Origin of the sequence: Amycolatopsis sp. NBC_01286 (genome assembly GCF_035982555.1) — a bacterium.
Classification (GTDB): Bacteria; Actinomycetota; Actinomycetes; order Mycobacteriales; family Pseudonocardiaceae; genus Amycolatopsis.
The window spans coordinates 2,657,072-2,677,078 of sequence record NZ_CP108428.1; the positions used below are offsets into that span (position 1 = coordinate 2,657,072).

Annotated in this window: 20 protein-coding genes; 11 read left to right on the top strand and 9 right to left on the bottom strand. The window is 70.7% G+C overall.

What is annotated here, in order from left to right:
- Positions 1 to 137 precede the first annotated feature (137 nt).
- Positions 138 to 2,444 (top strand): phosphoribosylformylglycinamidine synthase subunit PurL, encoded by a 2,307-nt coding sequence (gene purL / locus OG570_RS12915; RefSeq protein WP_371827600.1) that lies wholly within the window; start codon positions 138 to 140, stop codon positions 2,442 to 2,444.
- A gap of 72 nt (positions 2,445 to 2,516) precedes the next feature.
- Here the strand turns inward: purL and OG570_RS12920 are convergent, their stop codons facing one another.
- From OG570_RS12920 to OG570_RS12940, 5 genes are all read right to left on the bottom strand, one after another.
- Positions 2,517 to 3,623 carry a pentapeptide repeat-containing protein gene (locus tag OG570_RS12920; protein ID WP_326956640.1) on the bottom strand — a complete coding sequence of 369 codons (1,107 nt, stop codon included), beginning with the start codon at positions 3,621 to 3,623 and terminating at the stop codon, positions 2,517 to 2,519.
- 4 nt (positions 3,624 to 3,627) lie between these two features.
- Positions 3,628 to 4,557, bottom strand: a complete 930-nt coding sequence (locus OG570_RS12925; protein ID WP_326956641.1) for a hypothetical protein — start codon at positions 4,555 to 4,557, stop codon at positions 3,628 to 3,630.
- A gap of 174 nt (positions 4,558 to 4,731) precedes the next feature.
- Positions 4,732 to 5,607: a lysozyme gene (locus tag OG570_RS12930; protein ID WP_326956642.1), complete on the bottom strand. Its 876-nt coding sequence runs from the start codon at positions 5,605 to 5,607 to the stop codon at positions 4,732 to 4,734.
- Between the two features lie 267 nt (positions 5,608 to 5,874).
- The gene (locus tag OG570_RS12935) at positions 5,875 to 6,717 is read right to left on the bottom strand and encodes a lysozyme (protein ID WP_442788267.1); all 843 of its coding nucleotides are present in this window, start codon (positions 6,715 to 6,717) and stop codon (positions 5,875 to 5,877) included.
- 80 nt (positions 6,718 to 6,797) lie between these two features.
- On the bottom strand, positions 6,798 to 7,505 hold the full coding sequence (locus OG570_RS12940; RefSeq protein WP_247063795.1) for a type VII secretion system-associated protein: 708 nt from the start codon (positions 7,503 to 7,505) through the stop codon (positions 6,798 to 6,800).
- 56 nt (positions 7,506 to 7,561) lie between these two features.
- Here OG570_RS12940 and OG570_RS12945 point away from each other — a divergent pair, with 56 nt between their 5' ends.
- A complete protein-coding gene (locus tag OG570_RS12945; RefSeq protein ID WP_326945154.1) occupies positions 7,562 to 7,942 on the top strand; it encodes a sterol carrier family protein in 381 nt (126 codons plus the stop codon).
- Here OG570_RS12945 and OG570_RS12950 read toward each other — a convergent pair whose 3' ends face one another.
- A complete protein-coding gene (locus OG570_RS12950) occupies positions 7,943 to 8,776 on the bottom strand; it encodes an SAM-dependent methyltransferase (RefSeq protein WP_326945153.1) in 834 nt (277 codons plus the stop codon).
- A gap of 164 nt (positions 8,777 to 8,940) precedes the next feature.
- Between OG570_RS12950 and OG570_RS12955 the strand changes: the two genes are divergently transcribed.
- The 6 genes from OG570_RS12955 (at position 8,941) to arfB (ending at position 13,844) form a co-directional block, all read left to right on the top strand.
- Positions 8,941 to 9,819 (top strand): helix-turn-helix domain-containing protein, encoded by an 879-nt coding sequence (locus tag OG570_RS12955; protein WP_326945152.1) that lies wholly within the window; start codon positions 8,941 to 8,943, stop codon positions 9,817 to 9,819.
- Between the two features lie 251 nt (positions 9,820 to 10,070).
- Entirely contained in the window at positions 10,071 to 10,310 is a 240-nt protein-coding gene (locus tag OG570_RS12960; protein ID WP_247059172.1) for a DUF397 domain-containing protein, read from the top strand.
- Positions 10,297 to 10,605 (top strand): hypothetical protein, encoded by a 309-nt coding sequence (locus tag OG570_RS12965; protein WP_326951706.1) that lies wholly within the window; start codon positions 10,297 to 10,299, stop codon positions 10,603 to 10,605. The genes OG570_RS12960 and OG570_RS12965 overlap by 14 nt, the downstream gene beginning before the upstream one ends.
- A 121-nt stretch (positions 10,606 to 10,726) precedes the next feature.
- Positions 10,727 to 12,256 (top strand): amidophosphoribosyltransferase, encoded by a 1,530-nt coding sequence (purF, locus tag OG570_RS12970; protein ID WP_326945151.1) that lies wholly within the window; start codon positions 10,727 to 10,729, stop codon positions 12,254 to 12,256.
- A gap of 38 nt (positions 12,257 to 12,294) precedes the next feature.
- Complete coding sequence (gene purM / locus OG570_RS12975) at positions 12,295 to 13,365, top strand: phosphoribosylformylglycinamidine cyclo-ligase (RefSeq protein ID WP_326956643.1); 1,071 nt, start codon at positions 12,295 to 12,297, stop codon at positions 13,363 to 13,365.
- 47 nt (positions 13,366 to 13,412) lie between these two features.
- Positions 13,413 to 13,844: an alternative ribosome rescue aminoacyl-tRNA hydrolase ArfB gene (gene arfB / locus OG570_RS12980; RefSeq protein ID WP_326956644.1), complete on the top strand. Its 432-nt coding sequence runs from the start codon at positions 13,413 to 13,415 to the stop codon at positions 13,842 to 13,844.
- 4 nt (positions 13,845 to 13,848) lie between these two features.
- On the opposite strand, the gene OG570_RS12985 is transcribed toward arfB, so the two are convergent.
- From OG570_RS12985 to OG570_RS12995, 3 genes are all read right to left on the bottom strand, one after another.
- Positions 13,849 to 14,601 carry a GNAT family N-acetyltransferase gene (locus OG570_RS12985; protein ID WP_326956645.1) on the bottom strand — a complete coding sequence of 251 codons (753 nt, stop codon included), beginning with the start codon at positions 14,599 to 14,601 and terminating at the stop codon, positions 13,849 to 13,851.
- Positions 14,602 to 14,774: 173 nt separating this feature from the next.
- Entirely contained in the window at positions 14,775 to 15,434 is a 660-nt protein-coding gene (locus OG570_RS12990; RefSeq protein WP_247059160.1) for a VanZ family protein, read from the bottom strand.
- A 265-nt stretch (positions 15,435 to 15,699) separates the two neighbouring features.
- Positions 15,700 to 16,611 (bottom strand): Gfo/Idh/MocA family protein, encoded by a 912-nt coding sequence (locus OG570_RS12995; protein WP_326956646.1) that lies wholly within the window; start codon positions 16,609 to 16,611, stop codon positions 15,700 to 15,702.
- A gap of 77 nt (positions 16,612 to 16,688) precedes the next feature.
- On the opposite strand from OG570_RS12995, the gene OG570_RS13000 reads away from it, so the two are divergent.
- The 3 genes from OG570_RS13000 to OG570_RS13010 are packed head-to-tail and all read left to right on the top strand — an operon-like array spanning position 16,689 to position 19,986.
- Positions 16,689 to 17,315 carry a hypothetical protein gene (locus OG570_RS13000; RefSeq protein WP_326956647.1) on the top strand — a complete coding sequence of 209 codons (627 nt, stop codon included), beginning with the start codon at positions 16,689 to 16,691 and terminating at the stop codon, positions 17,313 to 17,315.
- On the top strand, positions 17,312 to 18,391 hold the full coding sequence (locus tag OG570_RS13005; RefSeq protein ID WP_326956648.1) for a CbiQ family ECF transporter T component: 1,080 nt from the start codon (positions 17,312 to 17,314) through the stop codon (positions 18,389 to 18,391). The genes OG570_RS13000 and OG570_RS13005 overlap by 4 nt, the downstream gene beginning before the upstream one ends.
- Complete coding sequence (locus tag OG570_RS13010) at positions 18,388 to 19,986, top strand: ABC transporter ATP-binding protein (protein ID WP_326956649.1); 1,599 nt, start codon at positions 18,388 to 18,390, stop codon at positions 19,984 to 19,986. The genes OG570_RS13005 and OG570_RS13010 overlap by 4 nt, the downstream gene beginning before the upstream one ends.
- Positions 19,987 to 20,007 lie beyond the last annotated feature (21 nt).

Below are 20,007 nucleotides of genomic sequence, written 5' to 3' on the forward strand. Positions count from 1 at the left end.
CGCGCGGGCCTCCCGCCGCAGCTCCCGGAGGATCTTCGCCCACTCGGGTTGTCTGCTCCGTCACACCCGGAACGGTGAGATCCGGTGGGGCGGCCCAGTGTCCGGGGCACCCGGGCCCGGCACGTATCCTGGCGGCCGTGGCGAACCCTGACACGGACACCGTGACCAGCACCGTTGACACCACCGAGCGGGCCGGGGCGACCCCGGACCACACCCAGCCCTATCGCGAGCTCGGGCTCGCCGACGACGAGTACGCCCGCATCCGGGAAATCCTCGGCCGCCGGCCCACCGACGCCGAGCTGGCCATGTACTCGGTGATGTGGAGCGAGCACTGCTCCTACAAGTCCTCCAAGAAGCACCTTCGCTACTTCGGCGAGACCGCGACCGACGAGATGAAGGCCAAGATGCTGGCCGGCATCGGTGAGAACGCCGGCGTCGTCGACATCGGCGAGGGCTGGGCGGTCACCTTCAAGGTGGAGAGCCACAACCACCCGTCCTATGTGGAGCCCTACCAGGGCGCCGCGACCGGCGTCGGCGGCATCGTGCGCGACATCATGGCGATGGGCGCGCGGCCGCTCGCGGTGGCGGACGCGCTGCGCTTCGGCCCGGCCGACGCCCCCGACACCAAGCGCGTGCTGCCCGGTGTGGTCGCCGGCGTCGGCGGTTACGGCAACTGCCTCGGCCTGCCGAACATCGGCGGCGAGCTGGTCTTCGACCCGTCCTACAGCGGCAACCCGCTGGTCAACGCGCTGTGCGTCGGCGCGATGCGCGTCGAGGACCTGCACCTGGCCTTCGCGTCCGGCACCGGCAACAAGATCATCCTGTTCGGCGCCCGCACCGGCCTCGACGGCATCGGCGGCGTGTCCGTCCTGGCGAGTGACACCTTTTCGGGTGACGAGTCGTCGGGTGGCCGCAAGAAGCTGCCGAGCGTCCAGGTCGGCGACCCGTTCACAGAGAAGGTGCTCATCGAGTGCTGCCTCGAGCTGTTCGCGGCCGACCTCGTCGTCGGCATCCAGGACCTCGGCGGTGCCGGGCTGTCCTGCGCGACGTCGGAGCTGGCCGCGGCCGGTGACGGCGGCATGCACGTCTACCTCGACCGGGTTCCGTTGCGCGCCACCGGGATGACGCCGGCGGAGGTGCTCTCCAGCGAGTCGCAGGAGCGCATGTGCGCGGTCGTCTCGCCGGAGAACGTCGAGGCGTTCATGGCCGTCTGCCGCAAGTGGGACGTCATCGCCACCGACATCGGCGAGGTCACCGACGGCGAGCACCTGGTGATCACCTGGCACGACGAGGTCGTCGTCGACGTCCCGGCGCACACCGTGGCGCACCAGGGCCCGGTGTACGACCGGCCGATCGAACGACCGTCCTTTCAGGACGCTTTGATCGCCGACACCTCGGCGAACCTGCCGCGTCCGGCCACTCCGGACGAATTGCGGGCGGACGTGCTCAAGCTGATCTCGTCGCCGAACCAGGCGTCGAAGGAATGGGTGACGTCGCAGTACGACCGGTACGTGCGCGGCAACTCCGTGCTCTCGCAGCCGTCCGACTCGGGCATGATCCGGATCGACGAGTCGAGCGGCCGCGGTGTCTCGGTGGCGACCGACTGCAACAGCAAGTTCGTCTACCTCGACCCGTACCGCGGCGCGCAGCTGGCGCTGGCGGAGGCGTACCGCAACGTGGCGACGGGCGGCGCGACCCCGGTCGCGGTGTCGGACTGCCTGAACTTCGGCGCGCCGACCGACCCGGGCGTGATGTGGCAGTTCGAGCAGGCCGTGCACGGCATCGCGGACGGCTGCGTCGAGCTGGGCATCCCGGTCACCGGCGGCAACGTGAGCTTCTTCAACCAGACCGGCTCGACGGCGATCCTGCCGACGCCGGTGATCGGCGTGCTCGGCGTGATCGACGACGTCACCCGCCGCATCCCGACCGGCATCGGCGCCGAGGCCGGCGAAACCCTGCTGCTGCTGGGCGAGACGCACGACGAGCTGGACGGCTCGGCGTGGGCCCGCGAGCTGCACGGCCACCTCGGCGGCGTGCCGCCTCGCGTGGACCTCGCCCGCGAGAAGCTCCTCGCGGACATCCTGGTGGCGGGCTCCCGTGACGGCATGATCTCGGCCGCGCACGACCTTTCGGACGGCGGCCTGATCCAGGCGTTCGTCGAGACCGTCCTCATCGGACAGTGCGGCGCCCGGTTCTTCCTCGACGCCGACCAGGACCCGTTCGTCCAGCTGTTCTCCGAGTCGTCGGGCCGCGTGCTGGTGGCGGTCCCGCGCACGGAGGAGCTGCGCTTCACGGAGATGTGCACCGCGCGCGGCCTCCCGTGGCGCAAGACCGGCGTGGTCGACCCGGAGTCGGGCAAGCTGGAACTGCAGGACATCACGGAGTTCACGCTCGACGAGCTGCGCGAGGCGTGGGAGAAGACCCTCCCGGCCCTGTTCGACTGAGACCTGTGGACAGCTGACCGGAGGGCACCGATTTCTGTCGGTGCCCTCCGCTAGCGTTGAAACGGGGGCTGCTCAGCCGGCTTCGGCGACGATCCGGTCTTCGTCGCCGTCGCGCAGTTCCTCGCGCCTCCAACCGGCAGGCAGCTGAACGTCCTTTTCGGACTGGACGCGCGTGTTGTACAGCGAGAGCGACTCGGGCAGCACGGCGAACCGCAGGTCGGTCTGGCCCTCGAAGCGGGTCCGGCGCAAGTCCAGTTCGCCGGTCGCGCGCACGTCGTGGAAGACCGCGTCCTTGACGAACGTCGCGTCCTTGAAGGTGGTCTTGCCCGCGAAGGTCGTCGCGGTGAAGTCCGCCAGCTCGGCGAACCGGGTACCGCTGAACCAGGCGTGGCTTTCGAAAACCGCGCCACGGCAACGGAAGTTGCCGATGAGCCGGCCCTTGTCGGTGCCCGCCGCGGTGAAGTACACCCGCCCGGTGAAGCGGCAGCCACTCAGGTTGGTGCTGCTGTGCAGCGCCGCGTACCGCAGCACCATCCCGCCGATCCGGCACCCCGAGAGATCGAGGTATTCGACGACCGCGCCGGTCAGGTCGAGGTCGTAGTCCGGCGCGTCCGCCTGGTCGGCCGCCGGCAGCAGCTCCCGGATCAGCCGCTGCGCGGTCAACCGGACCTGGAGTTCCTGTTCCTGCGCGGGCGTGTCCCGCCTGGCGTCGGGGTCGCGGCGGTCGACGTCAGCCTGGTACCGCACGTGCTCGAACGGCCGCCGCAGGTACGAGCACAGGACGTCCAGCACCGTCTGCGTGTACGCCGGGCGGCTCCGCGCCAGGCCCGCCAGTGCGTGCAGCGCGCCCACCCGCACCTGGTCGGCCGCGTGGCCGAGCAGCTCGACCGCCTTCGCGAACCGCTCGTCCGCCACCCGCTCGCGGTCCTGCTCCGCGCGTTGCGACTCCAGCTCGTGCCGCTGCCGCTCGATGTCCTGGCGGCGTTCCTCGACGCGGCGGCGCCGGTCGTTCAGCCAGAGCGCGTACAGCGCCACGATCGCGCCGCCGGCCAGGCCGCCGGTCTTGAGCGCGTCACTGCGGCTGGTGGCGGGGTCGGTCAGCAACCAGCCGCCGACCCCGAGCAGCAGCACCAGCGACGCGGCGAACGTCCACGCCAGCGGTGATCGCCACAGCTTCACCCGCTCAGGACACCAGCATGGTGCTGACGCAGAAGCCCTTGTCGTCGAAGTTCGTCGCGCTCAGCGTGCCCTTGACCGACTTGCCCGCGGACGTCCCGGTGACCTGGCCCTCGACGAGGTACTCGTCGTCCGGCACGTCGCCGAGCTCCAGCTGCAGCGGCGACTTGAGGAACGTCTTGAGCCACGAGTCGAGCAGGTCCTTCGAGTCCGAGCAGCCCATCGCGATCGCGGCGTTGTTGTCGCCGGCGTTCAGCTTGTCGATGAAGCCCTGCAGCACGACCTTGCCCTGCGCCGAGCCCGAGCCACCGCCCGGCGTCGACGTCTTGGTGCTCGGCGTCGTCGACTTCTTCGGGGTGCTCTTCGGCGTCGACGGCTTGGCCGAGGTGCTCGTGCCCGGGGACGCCACGGTGTTGTCGTCCTTCGAGAGGAAGAACCCGGGCGCCACGAACCCGGTGATGCCCAGGCCCGCCAGCACCAGCACCACGACGGCGCCGACGGCGATCCACATCCCGGTCTTGCTCTGCTTCGGCGGCGCCGGCGGCCCGCCGAAGCCCTGCCCGTAGCCGCCCTGCTGGTCCCAGCCCGACATCTGGCCGCCGGCGTTCGGGTCCCACGCCTGCTGGCCGTACTGCTGGGCGTTCGGGTCCGCCCACGCCTGCTGCTGCTGGGCGTTCGGATCGGCCCAGCCCTGCTGCTGCTGGCTCGGGTCGCCCCAGCCCTGCTGCGGGTAACCGGCGGTGCCCGGCTGCTGGTAGCCCTGCTGGTTCGGGTCCCAGCCCTGCGGGTACTGCTGCGTCGGGTACGGCTGTTGCTGCTGGTTGGGGTCCCACCCGCCCTGCTGGGGATACGGCTGCTGCGGGAAACCGCCGGACTGCGGCTGCTGGCCGTACGGGTCGGGCTGGCCGGGCTGGCCCGGCTGAGGCGGGTAGGTCATCGGTCATGCCTTCCGGGCGCGGGGTGTTCGTGCGCATCCGACGCCCGGCGGACGCGTGCGGTTCCCCCAGGAGTCGTGAGCAGCATTCTGCAAGCTCGGACGGTACGGCATGAAACCGGCTCCCGGCCGCGACGACGCGAAGTCGTCACGATCCGGGAGCCGGGGTGGTGCGGGTCAGCCGTTGGCGAGGGCCTGGAGCCGGTCGAGGGCGCCGTTGAAGGTGTCCTGGTCGAGCGGGCTCGAGGTGTACTGCCAGACGGTGTAGAAGCCCCAGTTGTAGGGCAGGGCGCCGACCGACGACGCGTACCGCGCGACCCACAGCGGGGCCGTGCTGGAGAAGTCGGCGCTGACGCACTGGTTCCACCAGCTCTGGGACGTGTAGATCACCGGGTACCGGCCGGTCTTGGCGTGGTAGGTGTCGTGGAAGTCGAGGATCCACGACGTCATCGCCGCCTGGCTCAGCCCGTAACAGGTGGCGCCGTACGGGTTGTACTCCATGTCCAGGGCGCCGGGCAGCGTCTTGCCGTCCCTCGACCAGCCGCCGCCGTGGGCCAGGAAGTAGTTCGCCTGGGCGGCGCCGCTCGCCGTGTTCGGGGTGGCGAAGTGGTAGGCGCCGCGGAGGAAGCCCTGGTTGAAGGAACCGTTGTACTGCTGGGCGAAGTAGGGGTTGGTGTAGCTCGTGCTTTCGGTGGCCTTGGTCCAGACGAACCGCTTGCCCTGGTTCCACCAGCTCGCCCAGTCGACGTTGCCCTGGTAGCTGGCGACGTCGATGCCGGCCACCGTGGCCAGCACCTGGCCGGGGATGGCCTGAGCGGGCTGCGGCTGCTGCGCCGCCTTCTGCGTGTCCGGCGTCGACTTGTCACCTTCGACGCGCCGGATCTGCGAGCCCATGTCGTGGTTGTGCACGGCGATGTCCGCGTTGATCGCGGTCACCGGGTCGACCTCGGAGGAGATGGTGGCGGCCGTCGCCTGGACCGTGCTGCCGAGCAGGAGCAGCGTGGCGGGGACGGCCAGGGCAGCGAACAGCCGCCCTCTTCGGGAAGTGGACATCGTTGAATCCCTTCACAGATACCCTCGCTGAGGACGGCTTACTGCAGGTGGCCGTCCGAGCACGATTGTTAGCGACGCACCCGGGGTTTGTCACTCAGTTCCGTGAAATTGGGTATACGCGTGGGTGATTTTCTGCGGAAGTCGATCATCAATTGGTGACTGGTTAACACCTATTACCGATGAGCTGCGCCGTTCAGCCGAGCGAACGCGGCCCGCAATCGGTCGGCCGGGCACGCCCGGGCCGTTCCGGTAGCGGGCGAACCGCGGTCAGCCGAGCGCCAGGACCCGCAGCCGCTCGGCCGCGCCGTTGAACCAGTTCTGGTCACCGGGCAGCGTCCCCTTGTCGGCGAACTGCCAGATCGTGTGCACGGTCCAGCCGGCCGGGAGCTCGCCGATGTAGGTGTTGTAGCGGGCGATCCAGAGCGGGTTGGCGCCGAAACCGCCGTTGTTCGCCGTGCACCGCTTCCACCAGCTCGTCGACGTGTAGATCGTCGGGTACCGGCCGGTGGCCGCGCGGTAGGTCTCGGAGAAATCGCTGAGCCAGCGGACCATTCCGGCGGCGTCCTTGCCGTAACAGGTTTCGCCGTACGGGTTGTACTCCGCGTCGAGCGCACCCGGCAGCGTCCGGCCGTCGGCCGACCAGCCGCCGCCGTGGGCCAGGAAGTACCGGGCCTGTGCCGCGCCGTCGGAGACGTCCGGCCGGGCGAAGTGGTAGGCGCCGCGGATGAGCCCGGCGTCGTAGGACCCGTTGTACTGCTGGGCGAACTGCGGGTTGACGAAGCCGGTGCCCTCGGTCGCCTTGACGTAGACGAACTTCGCACCCGCTCCCGCCGCGCCGCCCCAGTCGACCGGCCCCTGGTGCCCGCTGACGTCGTGGCCGAGCTGCTGGTCGTCGGCCGCGTACAGCACGTCCGGGAGCGCCTCGATCCCTTCGACCTTGGCGATCTGCGAACCGGCGTAGTGGTCCTCGGCGCCCTCGTACAGGTCGACGGCGGTCGCCGGGGTCTGCCCGGCGACCAGGAACGCGGCGGCGGCGAGGAGCGGCAGCGAACGGCCTCTTTGTGAACGGCCCAGCACCCTCTTGCCCCCCACCAGTCCCGTGAGTCTCATTGAGCCTCACGATGCACCCGTGTCGCCGGATCGGCTACCCGGTGCCACTCGAAAGTGTGAGGGGCTGAAGGGTGACGCCGTCAGCGCTGCTGTTCGTCCGCGAGCGCCTTCACCAGGTGTTCCGCCGGCACGACGGCGGTGATCAGGTCGTGCGGGTTGATCGCGACCGGGTGACCACCCAGCAGGCTGACGATGTCGCGGCCGACGACCGCGCGGGCGTGCGGCCACTCGCGCGGCACCAGGGTCTTGCGCGTGTACGCCGGCACCATGACCCGGCCGTCGGTGTTGTGGAAGCCGATGACCGTGCGCTGCACCGGCGACATCGCGTAGACGAACAGCGTCGAGTCGAGGACGATCTTCGGCAGGTCCGACGGCGGCCGGTGCTCGGTGCGCACGAGCTGCAGCAGGTGCTCGAGGTCGTTCGACGGCTCCGGGAACCCGAGGGCCTTGGGCGAGGGACGGTAGCGGTCGTTCGGGTGGAAGTCCGCGACGACGTCGCCGGCGGCGTTCACCGGGTACGCGCCGACGACCGCCCACGACGGCACCGGGCCGTTCGGGTCGAAGGCCTCGTCGATGACGTAGAGCCAGCTGTCGGGGTTGGCGCGCGCGTTCGCGCGCATCTCCTCGGTGATCTCGGGGGTGCCGTGCTTGCCGGAGCGCCGGGCCTGCTGGCCACCGCGCCGCGCCGACCGGCTGTGCTTGCCGTGCTTGCCGGGGCGATCCGGCCCGTTTCCGGCTGGCTGCTGCGAAACCATCCGATCTGCCTCGTCCCGCTGCGCCATCGTGATCCCCACGTTCTCGGGTGTGCCGGAAAACTCTTGGTGCGCCACTCTACTGTTTGCCCATGGCCTCTTCGCGTTCGGTCGACCCCGGACAGTTACGTGCGGCGGTGCAGGCGATTTCCCCGTGGCTGCAGGGCGACGGGCCCGACCCGGCCCGCGCGGAGCTCGCCGCCGCCGTCCGGCTCAGCCTGCGCGCGCTGGCGGCCGACGCTCCCGGAAGGACGGTCGAGGTCCGCGTGCCGCCGTTCGCCGCGGTGCAGTGCGTGGACGGACCGCGCCACACCCGCGGCACGCCGCCCAACGTGATCGAGACGGACCCGCGCACGTGGCTGGAACTCGCGACGGGTCGATTGGACTGGACCACTGCGGTGGCCGACGGCCGGGTGTCCGCTTCGGGCACCCGGGCCGACCTCGCGCAGTGGCTCCCGCTCGTCCGCGTCTGACTACGGCTTGCGGCCGACGCCGCCCGCGATGGTGCGCTGCGCGACGTTGAGCTCCTTGAGGCGCGGGCCGTCCGGCCACCAGTCGGCGCACAGGGTCACGCCGGGTTCGACCATTTCGAGGCCGGCGAACAGGGCCTCGATGTCCTTCTGCGTCCGGAACGTGCCCGAGCCCATCGGGCTGTGCACGAAGAAGTCCTCCATGCGGCGCGCGGTCGCGGAGTCTTCGTTCTCCGGGTCGAAGAAGTGGCTGAGCCCGACGAAGGAGCCGGACGGCAGCGCGTCGACGTACTCCCGCATGATCTCCGCCGGCCGGTCGTGGTCGCCCTTGAAGTGGTGCAAGGTGCCCATCTGCAACATGATCAGCGGCTGCGTGAAGTCGATGTGCTCGCGCACGGTCTCGTTCTCGAGGATCCGCGCCGGCTCGAAGATGTCCTCGGCGACGAAGTGGGTGTGCTCGTTCTCCTCGAGCAGTGCCCGGCCGTGGGCGAGCACCACCGGGTCGTTGTCGACGTAGACGACCCGGGTCTCCGGGTTGATCCGCTGGACGACCTGGTGGGTGTTCTCGGCGGTCGGGAGACCGGACCCCAGGTCGAGAATCTGGGTGATACCCGTTTGGCCCGCGAGGAAGCGGCACGCGCGGATGAGGAAACCCCGGTTTTCGAAGGCCAGGTCCTGCGCTTCGGGAGCGGCCTGCTGCACCTGCTTCAGGACCTCCCGGTCGATCTCGTAGTTGTCCTTGCCCAGCAGGAACGCGTCGTAGACCCGCGCGATGCTGGCCCGGGTCGGGTCGACTCCAACGGGAACTCGTTCGGTCCGGGTCGCGGCGTCGGGCATCTTGAACCTCGCAAGTTCTGTGTCGAAAGTCTCGTACTCTACGTAGAGTAGGACTACACACGCATGCGGTAAACCGGGTCACCTCTTTGCGCAGGACGGCCCAACGTGTACTTTCGGTAGTCGGGCTAGAGCCCCCTGGTGACTGACGCGCGGAAGGTCCGGGAATGAACGCGGTGAACGCGTCCAGTGCTGAACAGAACATCGGCCCGACGGCGCGCCGGATGATCCTCGGCTCGCAGCTGCGACGACTCCGCGAAGAAGCGGGCATCACGCGGCAGCAGGCCGGCTACAACATCCGCGGGTCCGAATCGAAGATCAGCCGCCTCGAGCTGGGCCGGGTCGGCTTCAAGGAACGCGACGTCACCGACCTCCTCACGATGTACGGCGTCGAGGAGTCCACCGAGCGCCAGACGTTCCTCGACATGGTCAAGCAGTCGAACGAACCAGGCTGGTGGCGCCGCTTCGGCGAGACGATGCCGAACTGGTTCACCGACCTCGTCGGCCTGGAAGAGGCCGCGGCCCGGATCCAGATCTGGGAGCCGCTCTACGTCTCGGGCCTGCTGCAGATCGAGGGGTACGCGCGGGCGATCTTCAGCCACGGCCGGCCGGACATGGCCGACGACCGGGTCGACCAGCTGGTCGCGCTGCGGATGCGGCGGCAGAAGATGTTCAGCAGGCCGGACGCCCCGCGCGTCTGGATGGTGCTCGACGAGTCCGTGCTGCACCGGCCGATCGGCGGCGTCAAGGTCCTGAAGCGGCAGATCGAATACCTGCTCGAGATGAGCGCGCTGCCGCACGTGTCGGTCCAGGTGCTGCCGTACTCGCGCAGCGGGCTGTCCGCGGAGCACGCGTTTTCGCTGATGCGCTTCGGTGAGCCGGAACTGCCGAACATCGCGTACGTCGAATACCTCACCGGCGCGCACTACATCGAGAAGCGCGAAGAGATCGAGAAGTACAGCCGCGCGCTGGACATGCTCGCGGTCGACGCGGAGACGCCCGACCGGAGCCGGTCCATGCTCGCGAAGCGCCGTCAAGAGATCTAGAAGACTCGCGTTCGACGGTATCGACGGGTTCCCGCTGATCGGTGACCCACCGTGGCGACTAGCCCATTGGGGAACGCTTCTCTCGCCCGTTAGGTGAAGTGTGACCAGGTGATCCTTCACCGTGGGAGAACTTTGCAAGAACTTCTGCACGTGCATTTACCGCTGCAGGCACACGTGCTAGCGTGCTTTACGCGGGCAAATGCACATGCATCTGCACCGCCTCAGGTATCCCGTATCGAGAGGTTGGGACCATGGCAGAGCGATTCGAGAACGGCATCCCGGCCGATCGGCTGTCCGGTGCCCAGTGGCGCAAGGCGAGCTACAGCGGCGCCGTCGGCAACTGCGTCGAGGTCGCACCCCTGACCACCGGCGAGATCGCGATGCGCAACTCGCGCTTCCCGACCGGCCCTGCGCTCGTCTACACGCGTGCGGAGATGGCCGCGTTCCTCGCGGGCGCGAAGGACGGTGAGTTCGACGATGTCCTCGGCTGAGGCCCCCGTCGCTCCCGTCTACGACATCGAGACCGGACTGCAGGAACTGGTCGCCCGTGGCTACCAGTTCGTCCACCCCGCCGATGACCGTGGTGAAGTTCTCGCCGTCGTCGGTGTGCGGGTGCACGACAACGTCGTGGACGTGGTCCGGCTCAACGCCGAGGACGACGTGGTGGCGACGCGCATGCCCGGTACCGAAGAGAACATCTTCGAACCCGAGCGGTGGTTGTGGCGCCGCAGCGGTGACGGAGCCCGGGTGCTCACGGAAATCCTCGCGCTGCCGGATGCCTGCTAGCGCACGAAGAAAACTTCAGGCCCTGTCCGAAGTGGTCAGAACCACGTCGGGCGGGGCCTGACTCATGTCCGGACCGTTTACACTGAAATCGGCCTGACCGCGTCTTCCTGGGAGCACCTCGGTGGTTTCCGACCCACAGCACGTGTCCTCCGACCAGCCCGACCCGGAACCCCGCGAGGAGTGTGGCGTCTTCGGCGTCTGGGCTCCCGGGGAAGAAGTCGCCAAACTGACCTACTACGGCCTCTACGCCCTGCAGCACCGGGGCCAGGAGGCCGCCGGCATTTCCGTCTCCGACGGCTCCCAGATCGTGGTCTTCAAGGACCTCGGCCTGGTCAGCCAGGTCTTCGACGAACAGATCCTGCAGTCGCTGCAGGGCCACATCGCCGTCGGCCACTGCCGGTACTCGACCACCGGCGCGACCATCTGGGAGAACGCGCAGCCGATCTTCCGCACCACCGAGACCGGCAGCGGCCTGTCCTTCGCGCACAACGGCAACCTCGTCAACACGGCGGAGCTGCGTGAACGCACCATCGCCGCGGGGCTCAAGCCGCACGCGGGGCTGACCGGCTCGTCCAGCGACTCGGACCTGATCTGCGGGCTGCTCGCCGCGAACGCCGCCGACAAGGGCATCGAAGGCGCCGCGATGGAGTTGCTGCCCACGCTCAAGGGCGCCTTCTGCCTGGTGTTCGCCGACGAGAACACGCTGTACGCCGCGCGTGACCCGCACGGCGTGCACCCGCTGGTGCTCGGCCGCCTCGAACGCGGCTGGGTCGTCTCCAGCGAGACCGCGGGCCTGGACATCGTCGGCGCGTCGTTCGTCCGCGAGGTCGAGCCGGGCGAGCTGATCGCCATCGACGCCGAAGGCCTGCGCTCGTCGCGGTTCGCCAACCCGGACCCCAAGGGCTGTGTCTTCGAGTACGTCTACCTGGCGCGGCCCGACACCACGATCGCCGGCCGCGGCGTGCACGCCACCCGCGTCGAGATCGGTCGGCGGCTCGCCGGCGAGGAGCCCGTCGAGGCCGACCTGGTGATGCCGGTGCCGGAGTCCGGCACGCCGGCCGCCATCGGTTACGCGCAGGGCTCGGGCATCCCGTACGGCACCGGCCTGGTGAAGAACGCCTACGTCGGGCGCACGTTCATCCAGCCGTCGCAGACCATCCGCCAGCTCGGCATCCGGCTCAAGCTGAACCCGCTGCGCGACGTCATCCGCGGCAAGCGGCTGGTCGTCGTGGACGACTCGATCGTCCGCGGCAACACCCAGCGCGCGCTCGTGCGGATGCTGCGCGAGGCCGGCGCGCTCGAGGTGCACGTCCGCATCGCGTCGCCGCCCGTCCGGTGGCCGTGCTTCTACGGCATCGACTTCGCGTCGCGGGCCGAGCTCGTCGCGAACGGCGTCGACCTCGACGGCATCCGCCGCTCGATCGGCGCGGACTCGCTGGGCTACATCTCGCTCGACGGCCTCGTCGCGGCGACGGAACAGCCGAAGACGCGGCTGTGCACGGCGTGCTTCTCCGGCGAATACCCGATCGCGCTGCCCGACGACGCGCTCATCGGCAAGAACCTGCTGGAGAGCCTCGACGCGGTCAATGGCGCGGCGACCCCGGTCAGCCCGGCCGGGTACGGTGCCGAGGACGCTGTTCGGCGTCCCTAGCCCTCCGGCTAGTCCTTCCAGTTGGGAGTCCTTCTACCGTGAGCGAGTCCACGAGCGCCACGTACGCCGCCGCCGGCGTCAGCATCGACGCCGGCGACCAAGCCGTCGAGCTGCTCAAGCCGCACGCCGAACGGGCCACGCGGCCGGAGGTGCTGGGCGGTGTCGGTGGTTTCGCCGGGCTCTTCTCGCTGAAGCTCGACAAGTGGAAGGAACCGGTCCTCGCCTCCTCCACCGACGGCGTCGGCACCAAGATCGCCGTCGCGCAGGCGCTGGACAAGCACGACACCGTCGGCATCGACCTGGTCGCCATGGTCGTCGACGACCTGGTCGTGACCGGTGCCGAGCCGCTGTTCCTGCAGGACTACATCGCCGTCGGCAAGGTGCACCCGGAGAAGATCGCCGCGCTGGTCGGCGGTATCGCCGAGGGTTGCGTCCAGGCCGGCTGCGCGCTGCTCGGCGGCGAGACCGCCGAGCACCCCGGCATGATGGGCGAGCACGACTACGACATGTCGGCCACCGGCGTCGGCGTGGTCGAGGCGTCCGCGCTGCTGTCGCCGGAGAAGGTCCGCCCGGGTGACGTCGTGCTGGCGCTCGGCTCGTCGGGACTGCACTCGAACGGGTACTCCCTGGCCCGGCACGTGCTGCTGGACATCGCGCGGATGCCGCTCGGCGGCCACGTCGAGGAGTTCGGCCGCACGCTCGGCGAGGAAATGCTGGAGCCGACGCGGATCTACGCGAAGGACTGCCTCGCGCTGGCCGCGGAGACCGAGGTCCGGACGTTCGCGCACATCACCGGCGGTGGCCTGGAGGCGAACCTCGCCCGCGTCATGCCGCGCGGCCTGGTCGCCCGGCTCGACCGCGGCACCTGGTCGCCCTCGGCGGTGTTCGCGCTGATCGGCCACCGCGGCCGGGTCGAGCGCGCCGAGCTGGAGAAGACGTTCAACATGGGCGTCGGCATGGTCGCGATCGTCGGGGCCGAGGACGTCGACCGGGCGCTGGCCATGCTGACCGCGCGGCACGTCCCGGCGTGGGTGCTGGGCGACGTCCAGCCCGCGAACGACGTCGACGGCCCGCGCGCGGTGCTTTCGGGCGACCACCCGCGCTTTTAGCGGTGTTGATCGAAAACGGGCTTGAACGCGGCTGTCACACTGGTGACATGGCAGTCGGAGACGTGGTGATCGGCTCCCGGTTCACGATCCCGGGAGCCGAGCTCAACGAACGCTTCTCGCGGTCGTCCGGCCCGGGCGGCCAGGGCGTGAACACCACCGATTCGCGGGTCGAGCTGTCGTTCGACGTCGCCGCGTCGCCGTCGATCCCCGAGCAGCTGCGGGACCGCGTGCTGGCCGGGCTCGAGGGCCGGCTGGTCGACGGCGTCCTGACGATCGCCGCCAGCGAACACCGCTCCCAGCTGCAGAACCGCGAAGCCGCGCGCGGCCGCCTGGCCAACCTGCTGCGCGACGCGTCGGCCCCGCCGCCCGCCAAGCGGCGCCCGACGAAGCCGTCACGCGGTTCGAAGGAGCGCCGCCTGGCGTCGAAGAAGCGCCGGAGCGACGTGAAGCGCGGCCGCTCCGGCCGCTTGAACGACTGAGCGGCTAGCTCAGCGAGAGGTGCACGCACTCCCCGGCCGGCTGGTAGCCGACCCGGGCGTAGACGTTGCCGATCCCCAGGTCACCGGGGGTGAGGAACGCCGTGTGCGCGCCGGACTCGTGTGCTTCGCGGGTGAGCCGGGCGGTGATCGCCGCCGCGATCCCGCGGCCGCGGTACGGCTCGAGCACGGCGATGCCGGCGACCTCGGTGGTGCCGTCGACGATCGCGAGCGTGAGCCCGCCGCCGAGGACCGCGCCGGTGGCGATGTCCTCCGCCAGGAGGTGCCGCACCCCGGCCTCGATGCCGGACCGCAGGCGTTCGACCTCCTTGTCGGGCACCTCCGGCGACTCGCCGAACGCCGTGTTCTGCGCCGACCGCAGCCGCCGGATGTCGTCAGCGGACTCCGGCGCGCGCAGCCGGACCCCCGCCGGGACCGGTTTGTCGACCCGCTCGGCGGGCGCGCAGGTCATCAACGGCACCTGCCGTTCGAGCTGGTAACCGGCCTCGACCAGGAGTTTCTCCAGGTCGGGGGCGATGTCGGTGAAGTACTCCAGCCGCGGGAGCAGGCCCCGCCGCCGGTACGCGGTGGTCAGCGCGTCGATCTCGGCCGCCGACGGCCGCGCGCCGTCGTCCGGGATCGCGTAGTTGAGCATCGGGTGGTCGTTGTCCGGCGAGTAGGTGGCCAGGAACGGCCCGACCTGCTCGGTCTCCCGGCCGCGGGGCGCCGTCTTGCGGACATACGTCTGGATAGCGGACATTGCTGGTGGAAGCCCTTTCGAGAGCACGACGAGGAACCGCAGCTCAGTGCGGGTGGATCGCTGGGCGTCGGGCCTAGCGGAGGCCGACGCCGGAGACGGCGCCAGGCATAGGCGTTCATTCCTCGAGTCGAAAGGGGCTCTTCGGAGCCAGTGTCGCACGGCTCGCAACCCGGTTACTGCCGGTCGGGGTGGGCGATGGCGGCGTACCGCGCGTCCCAGACCGACCGCGGGACCCGCATGGTGAGCGTCGGGGCTTCGCAGACCGTGCGGCGCTGCTGCGTCGGAATGACCACCGGCGGTGGCGGCGGCGGGTCCAGTGAGCGCCAAACGCGCCTGCTCAGGGCCGCGCCGAGCGTCGCGCCGGCGGTGTTGAGCAGGACGTCGTCGGTGGACGTCACCCGGCCGGTGTGGATCAGATATTGCGTACCTTCCACCAGCACGGAGGCGAGCAGGGCGACCAGCGCGATCCGGAGGAGGGTGCGCAGGCCGCGCAGCCGCAGCGGGAGCAGCGCGCCGAGCGGGCAGAGCAGCAGGACGTTGCCGATCACCTGCCACAGCGAGCCGTCGTCGCCGAACGCGGCGGTGATGTCAGCGCCCGGGACGAGGTCGAGCGTGCTCTGGCCGGAGCCGCCGACAGGCATCGTGACCAGGCACAACACCAGGAAAGCGACCAGGACGGCGGCGCTGTCGACGCCGGCGGTCGCGCTCGCGTACCGGGGCGGGAGTCTTCGTCGCCGTCGAGCCGCGAGCAGTGGCCACCCGAGCAGCGCGTACGGCAGCGCGATGGCCGAAACCGGAATCATCCCCCAGAAGGCGCGCAGCAGGGTTTCCATGCGCCTCCCTCCTTGAGCACCCAAAGATCGTCTGTGCGCTGGAAACGGCCCTCCCAAGATCACCTTCGCATCACAAGATCGTCTCGGCATGCTGAGGGAGGCGCACTATTCGGTGATCTTTCCGGTGGCGCGACGGAACTTTCCGTGGTTCGGTCGGGAGGCGCACTGTCCACAGTGGATGCTGTGGACAACCCTGTGGATGAATCGGGGTATGCTTCGTAAACCCCTTGATTCACAACGGAAACTCTCAGGGGGTGCCTGTGTACTACTTTTCGCCGGCCAGCTCGCGAGCGCGCTCGATCAGGCCCTGCAGGTGCAGGCCGCGGCGGACGTCGCAGGGGTGGGCCGTGGTGCCGCTGGCGATCATCGCCGCGAAGTCGTCCAGCAACGCCGTGTAGGACTCCGCCGCCGAACCGGGCTTGCGCCCGAGCGTGCGGTAGCCGTGCTGACCCCAGACGGCGACCTCGACGACGGTCGGCTGCACCGGCAGCCGCAGGGCCAGCGTGGCCGTGCTGACCACGTTGTTCTCGTGGGCCAGCATCAGCTGCCACGTGTCGCCGGGGCTCCGCCGCGCCGCGACGACGTCGGTGATCGGCCCGAGCGCGGCGTCCAGCAGGTCGAGGGCGTGCGGGCCGATGTCGAACAGCGCGCCGCCGTCGTCCTGACGCCATTCCGAGGCGGCGTACTGGCCGCCGAGCAGGGCGCCGGACAGCCAGCGCGCGCCGCCACCGGCCCAGCCGCCCGCCTGGGCGAGCCCGGCGAGCCACTCCTGGGTCTGCGCCGAGTACCGCAGGGTCAGCACGACGAGGGCGGCGACGTCGGCGGCCGCGACCGCGTCGGCCAGCCGCTGCGCGCCGGCCAGGTCGGCGGCGATCGGCTTCTCGAGGATCAGGTGCTTCCCGGCTTCGGCCGCGCGGACGCCCAGCTCGGCCTGGATCGACGGCGGGACGGCGAACGCCACGGCGTCCACCTGCGCGAACAGGTCTTCGATGGTCTCGGCGGCGGTCGCGCAGTGGGTGTCCGCAAGCGCTTGCGCCGCCTCCGGCCGCCGGGCCCAGACCGCGGTCAGCGCCGTGCCGGGGTGATCCGCCAGACCGGGCGCGTGAACCGTCGTGGCCCACGGGCCGGCGCCGACGAGGCCGACCCGCAGCTGTCCCTCCGCGATGCGCTGTCCCACGGGCCGCAGTCTAGGTGTGGTCGGCGTCGCGCCGGAACCGCACCTGCGACGGCGGCCGTCCTGGCTAAAGTGCCTGCATGATCACCCTGCCGTCCCGCATCGCCGCGGTCTGTCTGCTCCTCCTGGCCACCTGTCTCGCCGGGGCCGCGCCCGCGTCGGCGACGGGCACGGACGGCACCTGCCCGGCCGGTGGCGGTGTGACGGTGGTCGTGGACTTCGGCGACCTGGCGCCGCAGCCGCTGATCCGCTGCGCCCCGGGCACCTCCGCGACGGGCATCGCGGCGCTGCAGGGCGCCGGGATCGACGTCGCGGGCTCGCAGAAGTACGGCCTCGCCATCGCCTGCCGGATCGACGGCAAGCCGGGCCCGGACGTCGAGTCGTGCGCGGGCATGCCGTCGGCGACGGCGTACTGGAGCTACTGGCACGCCGCGGCCGGCGGCAAGTGGGAGTCGAGCCAGGAAGGCGCCCAGACGTCGAAGCCGGCGGCCGACGGGTTCGAGGGCTGGTCGTTCGCCCGGCCGAAGACCGCCAACGACCTGCCGACGCCGCCTCGGGTGGCGCCGGTCCACCAGGCCGTCTCGACCCCGTCCCCGGCGCCCGCGGCCACCAGCAGTTCCTTCCCGTGGGGCGTGGTCATCGCCATCGCGGCGATCCTGCTGATCGGTGGCGCGGCTTGGGTCGCCGCACGACGTCGCCGGACGTGACCAGCAGGGCGCTGCACCCCGGCGCGTGGTGGGTCTGGGCGCTCGCGCTGGCCGTCGCGGCCAGCCGGACGACGAACCCGCTGCTGCTGGGGCTGGTCATCGCGATCATCGGCTTCGTCGTCGCGAACCGGCGGAGTGACGCGCCGTGGGCGCTGGCGTTCCGGCTGTACGCCTACGTCGGCGCGGTGATCGTCGCGACGCGGGTGCTGTTCCGGATCCTGATCGGCGGCGAGGACGGCGGGCACATCCTGTTCACGCTGCCGCGGATCCCGCTGCCGGCGTTCGCGGCCGGGGTGTCGCTGCTCGGCTCGACGTCGGCGGAGGAGCTGCTCGGCGGCTTCTACGACGGCCTCCGGCTGGCGACGATGGTGCTCTGCGTCGGCGCGGCGAACGCCCTGGCCAACCCGAAACGCCTGCTCAAGGCCGTGCCGGGGGCGTTGTACGAGGTCGGCACGGCCGTGACGGTGGCGCTCACGGTGGCGCCGCAGCTCGTCGAGAGCGTGCAGCGCGTCCGGCGGGCCCGGCGGCTGCGGGCGGGGCGGACTCGCGGGCTGCGGGCGGTCAAGGGCATCGTGGTGCCGGTGCTGGAGGACGCGATGAACCGCTCGCTGCTGCTGGCGGCCGCGATGGACTCGCGCGGCTACGGCCGCCGCGCGTACCTGAGCGCCGGCGTGCGCGCGGCGATCGCCGGTTGTGTGCTGGGCGGGCTGGTCGGCGTGTGCGTCGGCGTCTACGGCGTGCTCGACGGGACGTCGTCGTGGCTGGGCGTGCCGCTGCTGGCCCTCGGGCTGGTCGTGGCCGCGGCCGGGTTCGTGCTGGGCGGGCGGCGCATCCGGCGGACGGCCTACCGGCCGGACCCGTGGCGCCGGCCGGAGACGCTGGTCGTCGCGTCCGGCGTCGGGGCGTGCGCGCTGCTGTTCTTCTCCGCGCGGGTCGATCCGGGGAACCTCTACCCGTCGCTGAGCCCGCTGAGCTGGCCCGAGGTGTCGTTGCTGCCGGCGTTGTCGTTGCTGCTCGGGGCGCTGCCCGCGTTTGTCGGGCCCCGCCCCCCGTCGTTGTCGGAGGTGGTCCGGTGATCAAGTTTTCGCAGGTCACGGTGACCTACCCGGACGCCGCGCGGCCGGTGCTGTCCGACGTCTCGCTGCTGGTCGAGGAAGGCGAGCTGTGCCTGGTCGCCGGGCCGACCGGCGTCGGCAAGTCGACTTTCCTCGGCGCGATCAACGGGCTCGTCCCGCACTTCACCGGCGGACGGCTGGCCGGACGGGTGCTGGTCGACGGCTTGGACACGTCGTCTCACCCGCCGCGCGAGCTGGCCGCAGTGGTCGGCGTCGTCGGCCAAGACCCGCTGGCCGGCTTCGTGACCGACACGGTCGAGGAGGAACTGGCGTACGCGATGGAGCAGCTGGCGGTGGCGCCGGACGTCATGCGCAAGCGCGTCGAGGAAACCCTGGACCTGCTGGGCATCGCCGAGCTGCGCAACCGTCCACTTCGGACACTCTCGGGCGGGCAGCAGCAGCGCGTCGCGATCGGCTCGGTGCTGACGGCGCACCCACGGGTCCTGGTGCTCGACGAACCGACGTCCGCGCTGGACCCCACGGCGGCCGAGGAGGTGCTGGCGGCGATCACGCGGTTGGTGCACGACCTCGGGACCACGGTGGTCGTCGCGGAGCACCGCATGGAGCGCGTCGTCCAGTACGCCGACCGGCTGCTGTACCTGCCGGGCGACGGTTCGGTGCGGTCCGGGCCGCCGGCGGAGATCCTGGCGACGGCGGAGATCGCACCGCCGATCGTCGAGCTGGGGCGGCTCGCGGGCTGGTCGCCGTTGCCGCTGTCGGTGCGGGACGCGCGGCGGGTCGTGGGGCCGCTGCGCTCGCGGCTTCAAGAATTGTCGGTGGTGGGTCGTACCCTCTCGGTGACCGGTCGAGCACTGGATGTGAGAGGGGTGGTGGTCCGCTACGGAGATGTCCTGGCGGTGCGTGGGGTGGACCTGCGCGTCGGGCCGGGGGAAATCGTCACGCTGATGGGACGCAACGGCTCCGGCAAGTCGTCGCTTCTCTGGGCGGTGCAGGGCAGCGGTCCGCGGTCGGCGGGGAAGGTCGACGTCGGCGGCGTGGACCCCGCGTCGCTCAAGCCGAGAGCGGCCCGTCAGCGTGTGGGGCTGGTCCCGCAGTCACCCGCCGATCTGCTGTACCTGGATTCGGTCGACGCCGAGTGCGCACAGGCCGACACCGAATCCGGCACCACAGCAGGCACGGCGAGGTCCCTGCTGGACCGCTTGGCTCCCGCGGTCGCCGGTGAAGCGCACCCCGGCGACCTGTCCGAAGGGCAGCGACTGGCGTTGGTGCTGGCCGTCCAGCTGGCGGCGGCACCCCCGGTGGTCCTGCTCGACGAGCCGACGCGCGGCCTCGACTATCACGCCAAACGGCGCTTCGCGGCGATCCTACGAGAGCTGGCCTCGCAGGGCCACGCGATAGTGCTGGCCACCCACGACGTCGAGTTCGTGGCATCGGTGGCCCACCGGGTGGTGGTCATGGCCGAGGGCGAGGTGGTAGCGGACGGCCCGACGAAGGACGTCATCGTCGCGTCCCCGGCCTTCGCGCCCCAGGTGGCCAAGGTGCTGGCACCCCAGGAGTGGCTGACGGTGGACGAAGTAGCGGAAGCCCTGTCATGACGTCCGCCACTCGACGTTGCT

Bases quoted from the DNA above. Each gene is read 5' to 3' on its own strand.
- OG570_RS12925 (WP_326956641.1), bottom strand. From the start codon at position 4,557: ATGACCTACCCGCCTCAGCCGGGCCAGCCCGGCCAGCCCGACCCGTAC.
- OG570_RS12985 (WP_326956645.1), bottom strand. From the start codon at position 14,601: ATGTCCGCTATCCAGACGTATGTCCGCAAGACGGCGCCCCGCGGCCGG.
- OG570_RS12930 (WP_326956642.1), bottom strand. From the start codon at position 5,607: ATGTCCACTTCCCGAAGAGGGCGGCTGTTCGCTGCCCTGGCCGTCCCC.
- arfB (WP_326956644.1), top strand. From the start codon at position 13,413: ATGGCAGTCGGAGACGTGGTGATCGGCTCCCGGTTCACGATCCCGGGA.
- OG570_RS12945 (WP_326945154.1), top strand. From the start codon at position 7,562: ATGGCCTCTTCGCGTTCGGTCGACCCCGGACAGTTACGTGCGGCGGTG.
- OG570_RS12965 (WP_326951706.1), top strand. From the start codon at position 10,297: ATGTCCTCGGCTGAGGCCCCCGTCGCTCCCGTCTACGACATCGAGACC.
- OG570_RS12990 (WP_247059160.1), bottom strand. From the start codon at position 15,434: ATGGAAACCCTGCTGCGCGCCTTCTGGGGGATGATTCCGGTTTCGGCC.
- OG570_RS13000 (WP_326956647.1), top strand. From the start codon at position 16,689: ATGATCACCCTGCCGTCCCGCATCGCCGCGGTCTGTCTGCTCCTCCTG.
- OG570_RS12935 (WP_442788267.1), bottom strand. From the start codon at position 6,717: ATGAGACTCACGGGACTGGTGGGGGGCAAGAGGGTGCTGGGCCGTTCA.
- OG570_RS12960 (WP_247059172.1), top strand. From the start codon at position 10,071: ATGGCAGAGCGATTCGAGAACGGCATCCCGGCCGATCGGCTGTCCGGT.
- OG570_RS12955 (WP_326945152.1), top strand. From the start codon at position 8,941: ATGAACGCGGTGAACGCGTCCAGTGCTGAACAGAACATCGGCCCGACG.
- OG570_RS12950 (WP_326945153.1), bottom strand. From the start codon at position 8,776: ATGCCCGACGCCGCGACCCGGACCGAACGAGTTCCCGTTGGAGTCGAC.